11 protein-coding genes and 1 tRNA gene are annotated in these 15,612 nt (G+C 74.7%); 7 read left to right on the plus strand and 5 right to left on the minus strand.

Annotated features, from left to right (window positions below; all coding sequences use genetic code 11):
• Nucleotides 1–32: 32 nt before the first annotated feature.
• Both ACWDCZ_RS29170 and ACWDCZ_RS29175 read right to left on the minus strand, forming a co-directional pair.
• Nucleotides 33–578 carry an FHA domain-containing protein FhaB/FipA gene (locus ACWDCZ_RS29170; RefSeq protein ID WP_074001953.1) on the minus strand — a complete coding sequence of 182 codons (546 nt, stop codon included), beginning with the start codon at nucleotides 576–578 and terminating at the stop codon, nucleotides 33–35.
• 46 nt (nucleotides 579–624) lie between these two features.
• Nucleotides 625–1,494 (minus strand): FhaA domain-containing protein, encoded by an 870-nt coding sequence (locus ACWDCZ_RS29175; RefSeq protein ID WP_074001954.1) that lies wholly within the window; start codon nucleotides 1,492–1,494, stop codon nucleotides 625–627.
• Between the two features lie 421 nt (nucleotides 1,495–1,915).
• Here ACWDCZ_RS29175 and ACWDCZ_RS29180 point away from each other — a divergent pair.
• Nucleotides 1,916–1,999 (plus strand) — tRNA-Leu (locus tag ACWDCZ_RS29180).
• A gap of 84 nt (nucleotides 2,000–2,083) precedes the next feature.
• On the opposite strand, the gene ACWDCZ_RS29185 is transcribed toward ACWDCZ_RS29180, so the two are convergent.
• The gene (locus ACWDCZ_RS29185) at nucleotides 2,084–3,229 is read right to left on the minus strand and encodes a sensor histidine kinase (RefSeq protein WP_079272002.1); all 1,146 of its coding nucleotides are present in this window, start codon (nucleotides 3,227–3,229) and stop codon (nucleotides 2,084–2,086) included.
• Nucleotides 3,226–3,879, minus strand: a complete 654-nt coding sequence (locus ACWDCZ_RS29190; RefSeq protein ID WP_234348583.1) for a response regulator — start codon at nucleotides 3,877–3,879, stop codon at nucleotides 3,226–3,228. The genes ACWDCZ_RS29185 and ACWDCZ_RS29190 overlap by 4 nt, the downstream gene beginning before the upstream one ends.
• Nucleotides 3,880–4,217: 338 nt before the next feature.
• Between ACWDCZ_RS29190 and ACWDCZ_RS29195 the strand changes: the two genes are divergently transcribed.
• Together ACWDCZ_RS29195 and ACWDCZ_RS29200 are read left to right on the plus strand one after the other, a co-directional pair.
• Nucleotides 4,218–6,047: a phosphatidylglycerol lysyltransferase domain-containing protein gene (locus ACWDCZ_RS29195; RefSeq protein ID WP_079272003.1), complete on the plus strand. Its 1,830-nt coding sequence runs from the start codon at nucleotides 4,218–4,220 to the stop codon at nucleotides 6,045–6,047.
• 169 nt (nucleotides 6,048–6,216) lie between these two features.
• Nucleotides 6,217–7,017 (plus strand): hypothetical protein, encoded by an 801-nt coding sequence (locus tag ACWDCZ_RS29200; protein ID WP_159028583.1) that lies wholly within the window; start codon nucleotides 6,217–6,219, stop codon nucleotides 7,015–7,017.
• A gap of 82 nt (nucleotides 7,018–7,099) precedes the next feature.
• On the opposite strand, the gene ACWDCZ_RS29205 is transcribed toward ACWDCZ_RS29200, so the two are convergent.
• On the minus strand, nucleotides 7,100–9,943 hold the full coding sequence (locus ACWDCZ_RS29205) for a SpoIIE family protein phosphatase (RefSeq protein WP_449817388.1): 2,844 nt from the start codon (nucleotides 9,941–9,943) through the stop codon (nucleotides 7,100–7,102).
• A 215-nt stretch (nucleotides 9,944–10,158) separates the two neighbouring features.
• On the opposite strand from ACWDCZ_RS29205, the gene ACWDCZ_RS29210 reads away from it, so the two are divergent.
• The 4 genes from ACWDCZ_RS29210 to ACWDCZ_RS29225 all read left to right on the plus strand — a co-directional run bounded on the left by ACWDCZ_RS29210 (nucleotide 10,159) and on the right by ACWDCZ_RS29225 (nucleotide 15,581).
• Entirely contained in the window at nucleotides 10,159–11,379 is a 1,221-nt protein-coding gene (locus ACWDCZ_RS29210) for a rhodanese-like domain-containing protein (protein WP_388047227.1), read from the plus strand.
• 93 nt (nucleotides 11,380–11,472) lie between these two features.
• Nucleotides 11,473–12,135, plus strand: a complete 663-nt coding sequence (locus ACWDCZ_RS29215) for a DUF5819 family protein (protein WP_049660264.1) — start codon at nucleotides 11,473–11,475, stop codon at nucleotides 12,133–12,135.
• Nucleotides 12,132–13,400: an HTTM domain-containing protein gene (locus ACWDCZ_RS29220; protein ID WP_449817389.1), complete on the plus strand. Its 1,269-nt coding sequence runs from the start codon at nucleotides 12,132–12,134 to the stop codon at nucleotides 13,398–13,400. Before ACWDCZ_RS29215 ends, ACWDCZ_RS29220 begins: the two co-directional genes overlap by 4 nt.
• Nucleotides 13,401–13,409: 9 nt before the next feature.
• Complete coding sequence (locus ACWDCZ_RS29225; RefSeq protein ID WP_074001958.1) at nucleotides 13,410–15,581, plus strand: FUSC family protein; 2,172 nt, start codon at nucleotides 13,410–13,412, stop codon at nucleotides 15,579–15,581.
• Nucleotides 15,582–15,612: the final 31 nt, after the last annotated feature.

The raw sequence follows: 15,612 nt of genomic DNA on the forward strand, positions 1-15,612 counted from the left end.
GTCATGGACGGGATGCTGTCCCTCATGCGCTACTACTTCCGCAGTTCGATGACGGTCCTGCCGATACGGATCGGCATGCCCGGCTGGAGCGGAGTGGGCGCGGTCAGGCGCTGCCGGTCCAGATAGGTGCCGTTGGTGGAGCCTAGATCCTCGACCGTCCACTGCCCAGTCTGATCCGGATAGATCCTGGCATGCCGGGAGGACGCGTAGTCGTCGTCCAGCACGATGGTGGAGTCGTGCGCGCGGCCGAGCGTGATGGTCTGGCCCTGGAGCGCCACCGTGGTGCCGGCCAGCGAGCCCTGCACCACGACGAGCTGGGTCGGACCGCCGCGGCGGCGCCCGCCGCCGCCCTGGGTCTGGGCCGCCGCGGGGCCGGCCTGGGTCGGCGCCGCGGCGCGTGCGGCGGTCGAGGTGGCCGCGCCGCCGCCGGTCGTGGCGCTCGCGCCCCGACGGGAGGAGCGCGGGTTCACCTTGGTGCCGAACAGGTCGCTGCGGATCACCTGGATCGCGACGATGACGAACAGCCACAACACGGCCAGGAAGCCCAGCCGCATGACCGTGAGGGTCAGTTCTGACATGACCGTCCCGCCAGTCGGTGAGCGAGGCGCGCGAACAATTCGGACACTACCCTTCGACCTGCCGGTAGACGATGGTGGTGGAGCCCACGACGATTCGCGAGCCGTCGCGGAGCGTAGCGCGCTGGGTGTGCTGTCCGTCCACCACGATGCCGTTGGTGGACCCCAGGTCGAGCACCATCGAAGGGGTGCCGGGCCGGATCTCGGCGTGCTTGCGGGAGACCCCGGGGTCGTCGATCCGCACGTCCGCCTCGGTCGAGCGGCCGAGCACGCAGGCCGAGCCGGTGATCTGGTGGCGGGCGCCGTTCACCTCGATCCAGCGGCGCGTCCCGGCGCCGCCGTGGCCCGCGCCGGGGAACGCCCGGACGTTGCCGCCCGCGGGCGCCGGCTGACCGGGGGGCATCGCGGGGGGCGCGGCCGGCGGCGGGGGCGCGTTGTACTGGCCGGCGCCGGGCTGCTGCCACGGTGCGCCGGGGGCCGGGGCGGCCGGCGCACGGTCGTAGCCGGGCTGCGGCGGCGCGTACTGCTGCTGCTGCGGGGGCTCCTCGGCGGCGAGGGTGCGGCTGCGCACCCGGTACAGCCCGGTGTCCAGGTCGTCGGCCTTCTCCAGGTTCACCTGGAGCGGGCCCATGAAGGTGTACCGCTGGGCCTCCGCGTACTCGCGGACCATGCCGGCCAGTTCGGTGCCGAGCTGCCCGGAGTAGGGGCTCAGCCGCTCGTGGTCGTGCGGGCTCAGCTCGACGATGAAGTCGTTCGGCACGACGGTGCGGTCGCGGTTCCAGATGCTCGCGTTGTTGTCGCACTCGCGCTGCAGCGCTCCGGCGATCTCCACGGGCTGGACCTCGGACTTGAACACCTTGGCGAAGGTGCCGTTGACGAGACCCTCGAGCCGCTGCTCGAACTTCTTCAGCACTCCCATGGGGCACCCCCTTCCAGGGTTCGTTCGCCTGCCTGCCGGCCGGATCCCGCCCGGGACCCGGTCGCGCCTCCTACTTGCGGTACTTCCGTACTGATCGTATCCACGCCGGGCCCTTCCGTACGGTTCCCGGACCGTGTGGTGCCCGGGGGTGGGCTCGGACACACAGGGTGACGCATGTCGGGTACGGCACGCCAGGTGTGCCCGTCGGAGCACCCTTCCGGCAGTCGCACGGGCGTGCGTCGGGCATCGGTTCGGGTGCCGTGGGCCTCCCCGGACAACGGATTCGGAGCAGCCCCCCAGGTCGTGCTAATGTTTTCCACGTCGGAAGGGCCGCCCGAAAGGGAGGCCGGTCCAGGAAGCGCGAAGTACCGATGGTACCGAGTGGTTCGGAAGACCGGTCGGCAACGAGGACAACACCCATGCGCGGGTGGCGGAATAGGCAGACGCGCTGGATTCAGGTTCCAGTGCCCGAAAGGGCGTGGGGGTTCAACTCCCCCCTCGCGCACAGCGAAGCCCCGCAGATCTACGGATCTGCGGGGCTTTTTTGTCGTCCGCTCACCGGTGGCGTGGATTTCGGGGGCGGGCGGGATCAGCCGCGGCTGGCCGGGAGTTCGGCGCGGACCTCGAAGCCGCCGTCCTGGGTCGGCCCCGCGGTGAGGGTGCCGCCCAGCAGCTGGGCGCGCTCGCGCAGGCCGACCAGGCCGTGGCCGCCGCCCGGCAGGGTCTCGGCCGGACGCACCGGCGGGGCCTCGTTGCGGACCTCGACCCGCAGCCGGCGGCCCTTCGCCCGGACCCGTACGTGCACCGCCGCCTCCGGGGCGTACTTGGTGATGTTGGTGAGCGCCTCCTGGACGGTGCGGTAGGCGGCCCGCTCGACCGCCTCCGGCCACGGGCGGTCGCCGGGGACCAGCTCGGTGTCCGCGGCCAGGCCGCTCTGCTCGATCAGCCGGGGCAGGTCGGCCAGCCGGGGCTGCGGGGCGAGCGGGGCGTCCGGCAGCCCGCCGGTGCCGCGCAGCACCCCGACCATCTGCCGCAGCTCGTCCAGGGTCCGTACGGACAGTTCCCGGATGGTGCGGGCGGCGGTCACCGCGGCCGGGTCGGGGCTGCTCACCTGGAGCGCGCCCGCCTGGATGCTGATCAGGCTGACCTGGTGCGAGACCACGTCGTGCATCTCCCGGGCCAGCCGGCCGCGCTCGCTGATCAGCACCCGCTCGGCCAGCAGCCGGCTCTCCCGCTCCTGGCCGCGGGTCAGCTCGTCCAGCCGGGCGGCCAGCTCCCGCCGGGTGCGGGCGAGCAGACCGGTGGCGGCCGGGCCGGCCGCCAGCATCACGGCCTGGATGGCGTCCAGCGCGGTGGCGCGGCTGAGGTCGAGGACGTCCTGGGGCAGCGGCCAGTGGAAGAACTCGACCAGCGCGAACAGGACGCCGCAGGGGATCACGACCCGGGGGCGGGGGCGCTCGGCGGCCACCGAGTAGACGGCCGTGATCGGGGCCAGCCAGATCTCGTCCACCCAGCTGCCCGGCATGGTGAGGAGCAGCGCCACCACCGGGAAGCGGCGGCGCCAGAACAGGGCGACGGCGGCCAGCGTGGACAGCGCCACCTGCCACCAGGCGGCCTCCCGGGCCACCAGGGCGGCGTCCAGCAGGGCGTACAGGACGGGCAGCAGCAGCATCAGCCAGGGGGCGGTGCACCAGGCCGGCAGCCGTCGGGACGGCAGTTGGTCGGCGGTCGTCATGCCCCGTCGCCGGGCTTGGGCCGGACCAGACCGGCCCGGTGGGCCAGGACGGCGGCCTGGACCCGGTTGGCGGCGCCGAGCTTGCCGAGGATCGCGCTGATGTGGTCCTTGACCGTGCCGGTGCCGAGGAACAGCCGGTCGGCGATCTCGGCGTTGGACAGGCCCTCGCCGAGCAGCGAGAGCACGTCCAGCTCGCGGCCGGTGAGGGTGCGGGCGAGCGCGGTGGCCTCGGCGTCCGGGCCGCCGCCGTCCACGTAGCCGCCGATCACGGTGCGGGTGACGGTCGGGGAGAGGATGTTGCCGCCGGCCGCGAGCACCCGGACGGCGTGCACCAGCTGGTCGGGGGCGGTGTCCTTGAGCAGGAAGCCGGCCGCGCCGGCCCGCAGCGCGGTGCCGATGTACTCGTCGGTGTCGAAGGTGGTGAGCATCGCCACGGCGGGCGGGTCGGGCAGGGCGCGCAGGCGGCGCAGCACCGAGATGCCGTCGAGGTCGGGCATCCGGATGTCGAGCAGCACCACGTGCGGGCGCAGCCGCTGGACGTGCTCCTCGGCCTGCCCGCCGGAGCAGTCGCCGACCACCTCCAGGTCGGCGGCGGAGCCGACGATCAGCCCCAGGCCGGAGCGGACCAGGATCTCGTCGTCGACGATCAGCACGCGGGTGGTGGTGATGGTGCCTCCTCGGTTCGGGCGGCCGGGTCGGGGCGGTCCGCGTGGGTCGTTTCGAGGGTAGGGGTAGGCGGGGCGGGGTGCCGAACGTGCGGCGGGCGCCCACCCCCGCCGTTCGGCGGGGGTGGGAATCCGCTACCCGGTTCACGCAATTCTCAGGCTGGGTGGGGAAACATGGAGTTGGCTGACTCTTTTCCGGCCGCTTCTCCATTTCGGGCGGTCGGCCGGGCGAGGTCGCCGGTCAGTCCGTCGGGCCCGAGCGGGCGCCCGGCGCCGGGCCGTTCGCGGATGCGCCCCACCATCTGATCGTTTGGAATTGAGCTGTGTCGTCCACTGTGAAGTCGGAGCCGTCCGCCACGTCCCCCGGGCCCCGGCCCGTCGACGAGCCCGGTCGCTGGCGTCCGAGGGCCGCCGCGGCCTCCGTCTGGTACCTGCGGCTGATCGCGCTGCTGAACGTGGCGACGGTCCTGCTGGTGCCCTTCCGGAACCAGGTCAGCGAGCACAACGAGGGTGAGTACTTCACCCCGTACCTGATGACCTCCGGGCTGGCCAGCGCGGTGCTGTCGGTCTTCCTCGCGATCGCGATGCGGCGGCGCAAGCGGGCCGCGTGGATCTTCAACACGGCGCTCGGCGGTCTCTTCGCGCTGCTCTACCTGGCGTTCATGCTGGTGCCGGACGAGCGCTTCAACAGGCACCCGCTCAACTACTTCTCCACCGTCCTGACCTGCCTGTTCGTCCTGGCGCTGCTGGTCGGGCGGAAGGAGTTCACGTCCAAGGGCGACAGCTCCAACCCGAAGACCGCGGCGGCCACCTTCGTCGGCGGGCTGGCGTTCGGCGGCGGGGTCGGCGCGCTGCTGGTCTGGATGACCAACGAGCTCTCCGGCGCCGGCTTCTGGGACCTGTTCCGGTACTCGGTCGGCCGGATGATCACGATCACCCCGACCGAGCACCTGCGCTCGGTGATCGCCGCGCCGACCTGGGTGAACGCCGCGATCAACGCGATGGGCGCGGTGCTCTTCCTGCTGGTGCTGTACGTCGCCTTCCGCAGCCCGCGCGGCAAGGAGCTGCTCACCGCCGAGGACGAGGCCAGGCTGCGCGGCCTGCTGGACAAGCAGGGCGAGCGGGACTCGCTCGGCTACTTCGCGCTGCGCCGGGACAAGGCGGTGGTCTTCTCCCCCAGCGGCAAGGCGGCGGTCACCTACCGGGTCATCGGCGGCGTCTCGCTCGCCTCGGGCGACCCGATCGGGGACCCGGAGGCCTGGCCGGGCGCGATCGACGCCTGGCTGTCCGAGGCCCGCGAGCACGCCTGGGCGCCGGCCGTGATGGGCGCCTCCGAGGAGGCCGGGGTGATCTACGCCCGGCACGGGCTGGACGCGCTGGAGCTGGGCGACGAGGCGATCGTCGAGCTGGACGAGTTCTCGCTGGACGGCCGCGCGATGCGGGTGGTCCGGCAGGCCTACAACCGGGTCAAGCGGGCCGGGTACACGGTGCGGATCCGCCGGCACGAGGACATCTCCGAGGCGGAGATGGCCGAGCTGGTGGCCAAGGCCGACGAGTGGCGCGACGGGGCGACCGAGCGCGGCTTCTCGATGGCGCTCGGCCGGCTCGGCGACCCGGGCGACGGCCGCTGCGTGATGCTGGAGTGCCACGACGGGGACGGCGAGCTCAAGGCGCTGCTGAGCTTCGTGCCGTGGGGCCCGGACGGGCTCTCGCTGGACCTGATGCGCCGGGCCCGGGACACCGAGAACGGCCTGATGGAGTTCATGGTCATCGAGCTGCTGCAGCGCGCCGACGAGGTCGGGCTGAAGCGGGTGTCGCTGAACTTCGCGATGTTCCGTTCCGTCTTCGAGCGCGGTTCGCGCCTCGGCGCCGGCCCGGTGCTGCGGCTGTGGCGCTCGATCCTGGGATTCTTCTCGCGCTGGTGGCAGATCGAGTCGCTGTACCGCGCCAATGCCAAGTACCGCCCGATCTGGGAACCGCGTTACCTGCTCTTCGAGAAGAGCAGCGAGATTCCGCGGATCGGTATCGCGAGCGCGCGCGCCGAGGGTTTCATCGTCGCGCCGAGCCTGCCCGCCCTGTTCCGCCGCCGGCACGCCCGGGCCGCCGTGGTGGCGCCGCGGGTCCCGGTGGCGGCCCGGGACGGGAAGGGGTAGCCCTCCGTCGGGGGGCGGAGGGGACCGGCCGGTCGAATTGGGGGGCTGATGGGGGGATTGCCTCCCCCCAGAGGATGACCCGACTCCCCATCCGTGCCGATGTGGCTTTGTTAACTGGCTTCTAATGTTGGAGTAGTAGAGCATTCGGGGATTCGGAGAAACTGTTGTGATGCACAGGACCCACGCGGGGGGCGTGCGAAAGGGGCCGCTGGCAATCGCCGGAGCGGCCGCTGTCGCCGAGTGGGGAACGCTGTTCGCGACGGTCCGGGACGCGGTGGTGCGAAAGAAGTTCGCCGCCGTTCCCCTGGCCACCGTCGCGACGTTTCTGATCCTGCTGTTCAGCGTCGTCCAGCACCTGCCGGGCGGCGAGCGTTTCGTGAACAACATCGGGGTGGTGCGGGCGGCGCTGCCGCTGGACGTCTCGCTGCTGCGGACCCCGCTCTCCCTGTACGTGCCGGCGCTCGACCTTCCGGTCTGGGGGGCGCTGGCCCAGGTGTTCGTGGTCTTCTCGATCGCCGAGATCGTGCTCGGCCGGCGGATGACCCTGGTGGTCGCCTACACCTGCACCCTGGCGGGCACGCTGTTCGCCCGGGTCGGCGTGGCGATCGGGCCGCACCACCTGTTCGGCTTCCCGAAGTGGGTCGCCTACGTGCGGGACACCGGGCCCTCGGCCGCGGTGGTGGCGCTGGCGATCTGCATCGCGTTCCGCTGCCGGGCCTGGCTCACCGCCGGCCTGGTGGTGGCGGTGATGATCGGCGAGGCGGTCGTGCTGCCGAACCTGGCCGGTCTGGAGCACGTGGTCGCGGTGATCACCGCGCTGCTGATCGCCGTCTCGGTCGAGGTCTTCGGGGACTTCTGGCCGCGGGTGCTGGCCGGGGTCGGCGCCGCCGCCTCGGTGGCCGCGGCCGCCTCGCGGGAGGTCGCGGTGGAGGCCCGTCGGCGCACCTCGGCGGGGGCCGTCATCCCCTGACGGGCGCCGACCGCGCTCAAGCCGGCCGCGTACGGGTGCCCGTACGCGGCCGTTCGGTGTCCGGGGCCCGTCGGTGCGGCCGTCAGGCGTGCGGGAGCGGGAGCTCGAACCAGACCACCTTGCCCACCGCCTTGCGGGCGGTGCCCCAGCGCTCGGCGAGCTTGGTGACCAGGGTGAGGCCGCGGCCGGTCTCGCCGAGCTGCTCGGCCGGTTCCAGCGAGGGCAGGTTGTGGTTGTCGTCGCTGACCTCGACCAGCAGTTTGTCCACCCGGATCAGCTGGAGCTTCACGGTGTCCCGGGCGACCCGGACGGCGTTCGTCACCAGCTCGCTGACCAGCAGCTCGGTGGTGTCGCTGAGCGCCTCCAGGTGCCAGCCGGCCAGCTGCTCGCGGACCAGTGAGCGGGCCCGGCCGACCTCGCGGTGGTCCACGGTGAGGTCCCAGGTGGCCACCTCGGACGGGGCGACCCCGTCGAAGCGGGCCACCAGCAGGGCGACGTCGTCCTTGCGGTCGTCCGAGTGCAGCCGGCGCAGCACCACGTCGCAGGCCTGCTCGGGGCTCTCCCGGGGGTCGATCAGGTTGCCGCAGAGCGCGGCCAGGCCCGCTCCTATGTCCCCGCCCCGGACCTCGACCAGGCCGTCGGTGCAGAGCACCAGCATCGAGCCGTCCGAGACGTCGATGGTCTTGGCGACGAACGGCACCCCGCCGACGCCGATCGGCGCGCCGGCCGGGATCTCCAGCAGCTCGCCGGTGCCGTCCGGGTGCACCAGGACGGGCGGGACGTGGCCGGCGCTGGCCAGCTCGCAGGTCCGGTTGATCGGGTCGTAGACCGCGTACAGGCAGGTCGCGAGGTGGTCGTCGCCGAGCTTGTGGGCCAGGTTGTCCAGGTGGCGCAGCAGCTGGCCGGGCGGCAGGTCCAGGGCGGCGAGGGTCTGCATCGCGGTGCGGAAGCGGCCCATCGCGGCGGCCGAGTGGATGCCGTGGCCCATCACGTCGCCGACCACCAGGGCGACCCGGCTGCCGGGCAGCTGGATGGCGTCGAACCAGTCGCCGCCGACCTCGGCCTTGGGGTCGCCGGGCAGGTAGCGGTGGGCGATCTGCACGCCGGGGATCTGCGGCGGGCGGGTCGGGATCATCGAGCGCTGCAGGGTGGTGGCGACCCTGGCCTCGGCGCGGTGCAGCCGGGCGTTGTCCAGCGACAGCGCGGCGCGGACGGCCAGCTCCTTGAGGGTCGCGGCGTCGCTCTCGTCGAAGGGCGCGCGGTCCGGCAGCCGGAGCAGCTTGAGGATGCCCAGCACGGTGCCGCGGGCGGAGAGCGGGACGACCAGCATCGAGCGGCCGGTGACCACCGGGGTCAGCCGGGCGTCGCCGAGCGCGATCGCGTAGTCGACCGCGACGTCCGGGCTGACCACCGGGACCAGCACCGGCTGGTTCAGCTGGAGGGCCATCCCGGGCGGGGTGCGGCGGGGCATGCGGACCAGCGAGCCCTCGGAGAGCACGTGGTCCCAGACGCCGCCGGTCTCGTTGTAGACCAGGGCGACCCGGCGCAGCATGGTGTCGTCGTCCGGGCGGGCGGCCGGCAGCTCGGAGTCCGAGATCAGCCCGTCCACCAGGTCCACGCAGGCGAAGTCGGCGACCCGGGGGACCAGCACCTGGCAGAGCTCGTGGGCGGTGAAGCCGAGGTCCAGCGTGGTGCCGACCTTGCCGCCGACCTCGTTCAGCAGGGCCAGCTGCTCGCCGGCCTGCCCGTTGGTGAGGAACGGGCCGAGCCGGCCGCCGGTCGGGCCCTCGCCGCCCGCGGGGGCGGGGACCGGGACGGTGGCGGGCGGGGCCTGGTCGGTGCGCAGCGGCGGACGGCCGGTGGCGGACGGCTCGACGGTGGCGTGCTCGATGGCTGCGGCTCCTGCGGTGGGCGGGGGCACCTCCCGGCCGGAGGCGGGGGGAGGGACGGACGGGCCGGCGCCCGCCGAGCCGCCGCCGACGGCGGCCACCGGCCGGACGGCGGAGGGGGCCGCGGGCTGGGCGGCGGGGCGGTCCGGGGTCTCGCGCTGGACGGGCAGCGGGCCGGGCGGACGGCGGCCGGGCGCGCCCTGCTCGGGCTGCGGCGGCGGGCCGACCCGGGCGACCCGCTGCTGGGGCGTCGGGTAGCGGCGGCCGAGGCCGGCGGCCGCCTGCGCCCTGCCGGTCTGGGCGTCGGCGGGCAGCACCGGCAGCACGGTGGCCGGGTCCAGCCGCAGGGCGGGCAGTCCGCCCCGTTCCAGCGCGGCCAGCAGCGCCGCGCGGTGGGCGGCGGGCAGCAGCCGGACCAGCGGCTCGGGCACCGGCAGGCCGGCCGGGGTGAGCGCCGCGGCCAGGGCGTGGAAGCCGCCCCGGACGCCGGGCGCGGCGGCGAAGGGGAGCAGCCGCTCGCCGAGCGCGAGCCGCGGCCCGGTGGCGCGCAGCGGGCGGGCGTCGGCGGCCAGCGCCAGCAGCCCGCCGACCGGGCCGGGCAGCGGGTACGCCCACCAGAGCACGTCGCGCTGGTGCTCCTCGCGGTCGGTGACGGTCAGCCTTCCGATCCACGGGCGGCCGTCGGCCGTCCGCTCGGCGAGGGTGTCGAACGCGTCGCAGGGGCGGCGGACGGAGCAGCGTTCGAGCACCCGCGACTCCAGGGCGGGCAGCAGGCCGGAGGCCGGGCGGTCGTGGGCGACGTCGGCGCGGTGGCCGAAGAGCTCCTCGGCGGCCCGCCCCCACTGTGCGATCCGGCCGGACCGGTCGACCAGGACGGGGGCGAGCCGGACCAGGGCGGCCACCCCCGTCGGGTGGTCGCCCGGCGCGGTTCCGTCGCCCGCCGGCCGCGGTGTGGAGTTGGACTCGGCCACCATGGATTCGCTCTGCTCCCGCCTGGCCGCCGCGCCCGGGGCGGCCGTCTCTCCGGAGGAAGGCACGCTGTGCGGATACCAGCGAAGCACGGACCGGGCCGGGCTCGACACCGAAACGGGGAGATTCCTCAGGATCGGTTGCGTGTCGCGCGCCGCGCGCCGGTCCGTACCCCCGGTTCACCCGGACGGGGCCCGCGATCACGGCGGTAGGGTGGCAGGCCGGACCGCCCGTACGAGTGGTCCGCAGGACGCCGCCGGCCGGACGAGACAGAGGCGAGAAGTTGAGCGCGCAGAGCCCCGCCCGCTGGACCGACCCGGAGCAGCAGGCACTGGAGGAGCGGGTCGCCGCCGCCGAGCTGGCCTGGCTCAGCATGGACGTGGACGTCCAGACGCTGCGGGTCGAGATCGACAACTTCGCGCTGATCCACCACCAGCTGCTCGGCCCGCTCTACGCCCGGCTGGACGAGCTGGACGCGCTGGTCGCCGAGGCCGTGGCGGCCCGCACCGGCCTGCCGGAGGACCTGCGCCGGGCCGCCGAGGCGCGCCGGCAGGTCGACGAACTGCCCGACCTGGACGCGCTGTTCGACTCGGTGCGGGAGCAGTCCGGCCAGGACGGCGAGCCGGCCCCGCCGCCGCCCGCCGCGCCGGAGCGGGTGCGGCCCGGCAAGGAGGCCCAGCGGATCTACCGCGAGCTGGTCCGCCGCGCCCACCCCGACCTGACCACCGACCCGGGCGAGCAGCAGCGCCGGGCCGCCTTCCTGGTCCGGGTCAACGAGGCCTACGCGTACGGGGACGCGGGCGCGCTGGGGGCCCTGGCCGCCGAGTGGTCCACCGCGCCGGAGGCCGCGCCCGCCGTCGACTCCCCCGACCGCTCGGACTGGCTGCGCCGCCGGCTGGACTGGCTGACCGCCAAGATCGCCGAGACCGCCGCCGAGCAGGTCCGGCTGGAGCAGACCCCGATGGGGCAGCTGCTCGCCCTCGCCCCGCAGGACCCGGACCGGCTGCTGGAACAGCTCGCCGAGGAGCTGCTGGCCAAGGCCGCCGGGCAGCAGGCCGAGCTGGCGCGGCTGCTCGGCGGCCCGGCCCCGGCGGACGGCCCGTCCTCCGGCGCCCACGGCACGGCGCCGGTGGGCGACAATGGCACGCACCCGACCCAATCCCAGGAGAGCCACACGATGTTCCCGCAGATCCCCTCCGCCGACGCCGCCGCCGTGCCCGCCGACGCCGCCCTGCTGGACGTGCGCGAGCAGGACGAGTGGGACGCCGGCCACGTGGACGGCGCCCTGCACATCCCGATCGGCGAGGTGATCGCCCGGCTCGGCGAGCTGCCGGACGAGAAGCTGTACGTGCTCTGCCGGGTCGGCGGCCGCTCCGCGCAGGTCGTCCAGTACCTGGTGCAGCAGGGCCGGGAGGCCGTGAACGTGGACGGCGGGATGTACGCCTGGCAGGGTGCGGGCCGTCCGATGGTGAGCAGCACCGGCCAGGAGGCCTTCGTCCTCTGACGGCCCCCGCCCCACGGCCCTTAGGGCAGGATGGGCGCGCGCGAGCGCGCCGGCACCGGGTCGGCGGTGCCCGCCGACCGGTCGGGGGAGGCCATGACCGAGACGACGGACCGGCCGGCTGCCGGACGGGCCTGGTCCAGGCCCGCGCAGCTGGTCCTCGGCTTCGCCGGGGCGGTGCTGGCCGGCGGCACCGGGCTGTTCCTCGCCGCGGTCTTCCTGCACGTCGCGCCCGCCAACTCGGTGTCCCGGCAGTACCGGGACGAGGTCGACGGCCTGGTGTACCCGGAGTTCGAGCAGAACTGGAAGCTGTTCGCGCCCAACCCGCTCCAGCAGAACGTGAGCGTGGACGCCCGGGTCCGCACCGCCGCGCCCGCCGGGGCCACCCGTACCGGGGACTGGATCGGGCTGACCGCGCAGGACATCGCCGCGATACGGGGCAACCCGGCGCCCAGCCACGTCGACCAGAACCTGCTGCGCCGGGCCTGGGACTTCTACGACGGCACGCACAACCCGCAGGACGAGAGCCCGGCCTCCCCGCGCGGCCGGCTCGCCGAGCAGTACCTCAAGCGGATCGCCCTGCAGCGGATCGGCCGGGAGGCGGACGGCGAACGGGTCCTGGAGATCCAGTTCCGCTCGACCGCGGTCACCGTCCCGCCGCCGTCCTGGAGCGGCGAGCCCGCGCCGGCGGCGCCCCGGGTGCGGGAGCTGCCGTGGTGGCCGGTGGCGGACGAGGACTACCGGGGGCTGCTCGGATGAACGAGGCGACGGTACGGGCCGACGGGGCGCTGCCGCCGGGTGCGGCGGTGCCGTCCGGCGGTGTGCCGCGGCAGGCCGGGGCCGGGCGGTCGGCGGAGCCCGGTGCGGTGCGGGAGGCGCGGCAGGCGCGCGGGCCGCGGGCGCCGCTCGGGCGGGCGGCGGAGGCCTTCACCGGGCGGGTGCTCGGCCGCCACCAGGCCGCGGTGGTGCGGATCGGCTTCGGGCTGGTCTGGCTGGCCTACCTGCTGCGCGAGTGGCCCCACCGGCGGGTGCTGTACGGCGACCGGTCCCCCTGGTCGACGGAGCTGGCCCAGCGGCTGCTGGCCGACAACGGGGCGCTCACCGTGCTGCCCTGGTTCGGCGGGCGGCTCTGGTTCGAGCTGGTCTACCACCTGGCGGTGCTGGCCGCCCTGGCCGTGCTGCTGGGCTGGCGGACCAGGGCGAGCACCGTGCTGTTCCTGGTCACCGTGCTGTCCCTGCAGAACCGCGACGTCTTCCTCGGCGACGGCGGCGACAACGTCGTCCACCTGATGGCGGTCTACCTGGTCTTCACCCGCTGCGCCGAGGTCTGGTCGCTGGACGCCCGAAGGCCCCGGCCGGGGCGGACCGGGGTGGTGCTCTGGGCGGTGCTCGGGGCCGCCCTGGCGGCCTGTCAGTTCGGCGGCTTCGCGGGCGACACCCTGACCTGGACCGACCGGGCCTTCCCGTACCTCGGCTGGTCGCCGCTGTTCTGGGGGCTCTGGGCGGTGGCCGGGCTCTGGTGGACGCTCGGCCGGCTGCGGCCGGACGGCGAGCCGCGGGCGGTGCTCGACGCACTGGCGACCATGGTGCACAACTGCGCGATGCTGGTGATCGCCGTCGAGGTGGTGCTGATCTACGCCACGGCCGGCTGGTACAAGGTGCAGGGCTCGCGCTGGCAGGACGGCACCGCGCTGTACTACCCGCTGCACCTGGACTACTTCGCCCCCTGGCCGGGACTGTCCGCGCTGGTCGGCTCGGCGCTGCTGCCGGTCTTCCTGGTCTCGTACGGCACCGTGGTCCTCCAGGTGGCGTTCCCGTTCACGCTGGTCAACCGGCGGGTCAAGAACGTCCTGCTGGCCGTCATGGTGCTGGAGCACGCGGGGATCGCGGTGGTGCTCGGGCTGCCGGTGTTCTCGCTCGCGATGATCGCGGCGGACGCGGTCTTCCTGCCGACCGGGGCCCTGCTGTGGGTGGCGGCGCGGCTCCGCCGGAGGTCGGGCCCGGCCCCGGAGATCACGCCCTAGGATGGCGCTATGTCCTGGTTCGCCGCACTTCGTGACACCGCGCGGACCGGGCTCACCCTGGACCGGGCGCTCACCGACCCCAAGCGGGCGGTGCGCGGGGCGGTCGCGGTGGCGCTGGTGCTCTTCCCGACCCTCGCGCTCGGCGGGGTCGCGCTCGCCACCTCGGCCGCGATGGGCGCGTTCATCGCCGGCTCGGCGACCTTCCAGCGCAGCTTCCGGCCCCGGGCCAGCCTCGCCGTCGCGGCCGGGGCCGGACTCGGCATCAGCACCTTCCTCGGCTACCTGGCCGCCGGCGTCCCCGGACTGTTCCCGGTACTTCTCGCGGTGTGGGCCTTCGGCGCCGGGCTGGCCTGGGCGATCGGGCCCACCGCCGGGGTGGTCGCCACCAACACCGTCTCGGTGATGCTGATCGTCGTCCAGCTCCCCGTCAGCACCGTCACCGCGCTCAGCCACGGGCTGGTCGCCGCCCTCGGCGGGGTCGTCCAGGCCACCGTCATCACCGTCTGGCCGATCGGCAGCTGGACCGCCCAGCGGCAGGCCCTCGCCGACACCTACGCCGAACTCGCCGACTACGCCCGGCGGTTGCGGCAGGACCCGACCGCGCACGTGGACCCGGAACCGTTCATGACGGCCCGCCACGCGGCCGCCCTCACCCCCTGGCAGGACCGCCACCGGCCGCCCGAGCTGCGCGGCCTGCGCGGCATCGCCGAGCGCATCCGGCCCACCCTCGCCGCACTCGCCGACCCCAAGGTGGGCGCCCCCGAGGAAGGGCCCGAACGGGACCGGGCCCGGGAGGTGCTGGCGGCCGCCGCCGAGGTCATGGACGCCCTCGCCCGGGCGATCCGCACCGGCGACCCGGTCCGGCTCCCCCGCTCCGCGCCCTCGCTCACCCTGGTCGGCTCCGACGACGGGCCGCGGCTCCAGGGCGCGGCCCGGCGCTCCGCCCGGCGGCTCGGCGGGCTGCTGCGCAAGGCCGCGGACACCCTGGACCGCAACGACGAGGACACCATCACCACGCCCGTGGTCGGGGCCGGCGGGGCGCTGCGCAAGCCCACCATCGCCCGGATGCTGCCGGTCGCGGCGCGGGCCGTCCGGCGGCAGCTGCACCCGCGCTCGGCGATCTTCCAGCACGCCGTCCGGCTCGCCGGAGTGGTCACCGTCGCCTACCTGCTGGCCCGGCTCGTCGGGTTCCACCACGGGTACTGGGCGCCGATGACCGCCGCGATGGTGATGCGGCCGGACTTCGCGCAGACCTACAGCCGGGGCGTCGCCCGGCTGGCCGGGACGGTGGTCGGAGTCGCCGTCTCGACGCTCGTGGTGCAGCTGCTCCACCCCGGGGAATGGGTGCTGGCCGCGCTGGCGGTGGTCTGCATCGGCGGGGCGTACCTCGCGTTCCGCACCGGGTACGCGCTCACCACCGTCGGGATCTCCACGTACGTGGTGTTCCTGCTCGGGCTGCAGGAGGGCAACCCGCTGGTGACGGCCTTCGAACGGGTCGGGCTCACCCTGCTCGGCGGGTCGATCGCGCTCGTCACGTACGCGCTGTTCCCGACCTGGCAGACCGCCCGGCTCGGCGAACGGCTCGCCGAGTGGCTGGCGGCCGCCGGACGGTACGCGGGAGCGGTGATCGCCTGCTACGAGAAGCCGGCGGCGCCGCGCGGGCGGGTCGTGCGGAGCGCGCTGCTGGACTCGCGGGAGGCGCGGTCCGAACTGATCCAGGCGATGCAGCGGGCCGACGCCGAACCGGGACGGCACGAGACCGGACTGGCCGGGGTCAGCCGGCGCCAGATCGACCGGGCCCGGGCGGCGGTCGGGGCCCTCGGGCGGGCGGCCGTCCTGCTGGAGGCCCACCTGCCGGCGGCGGACGCGGAACCCGTGCCCGGGACCGGGGAGTACGCGGAGGAGCTGCGGCTGGCGACGGCGCTCGCGGCGGCGGCGCTGCTGACGGGGCAGGCGGTGGAGTTCGGGGCGGTGCGGGATGCGCAGGCGCGGTTGGAGGAGGGGTTGGCGGGGGCGCCGGCGGGGGTGCAGCGGGATGTGGTGCGGGCGGGGGTTCGGTTGGTGGGGCAGGCTCTGCGGGACTTGGAGCGGGCTCTGCGGGGGTCTTCTGTGGGGGAGGGCTCTCGGGAGGGTGGGGGGCCGGGGGCGGCTCCGGGGGTGGCCGCTCCGGGGGCTGGATGATTTTCAGACTGCCAACCCTGGAGGTGGGGCG

It is taken from the genome of Kitasatospora sp. NPDC001225, assembly GCF_053597855.1.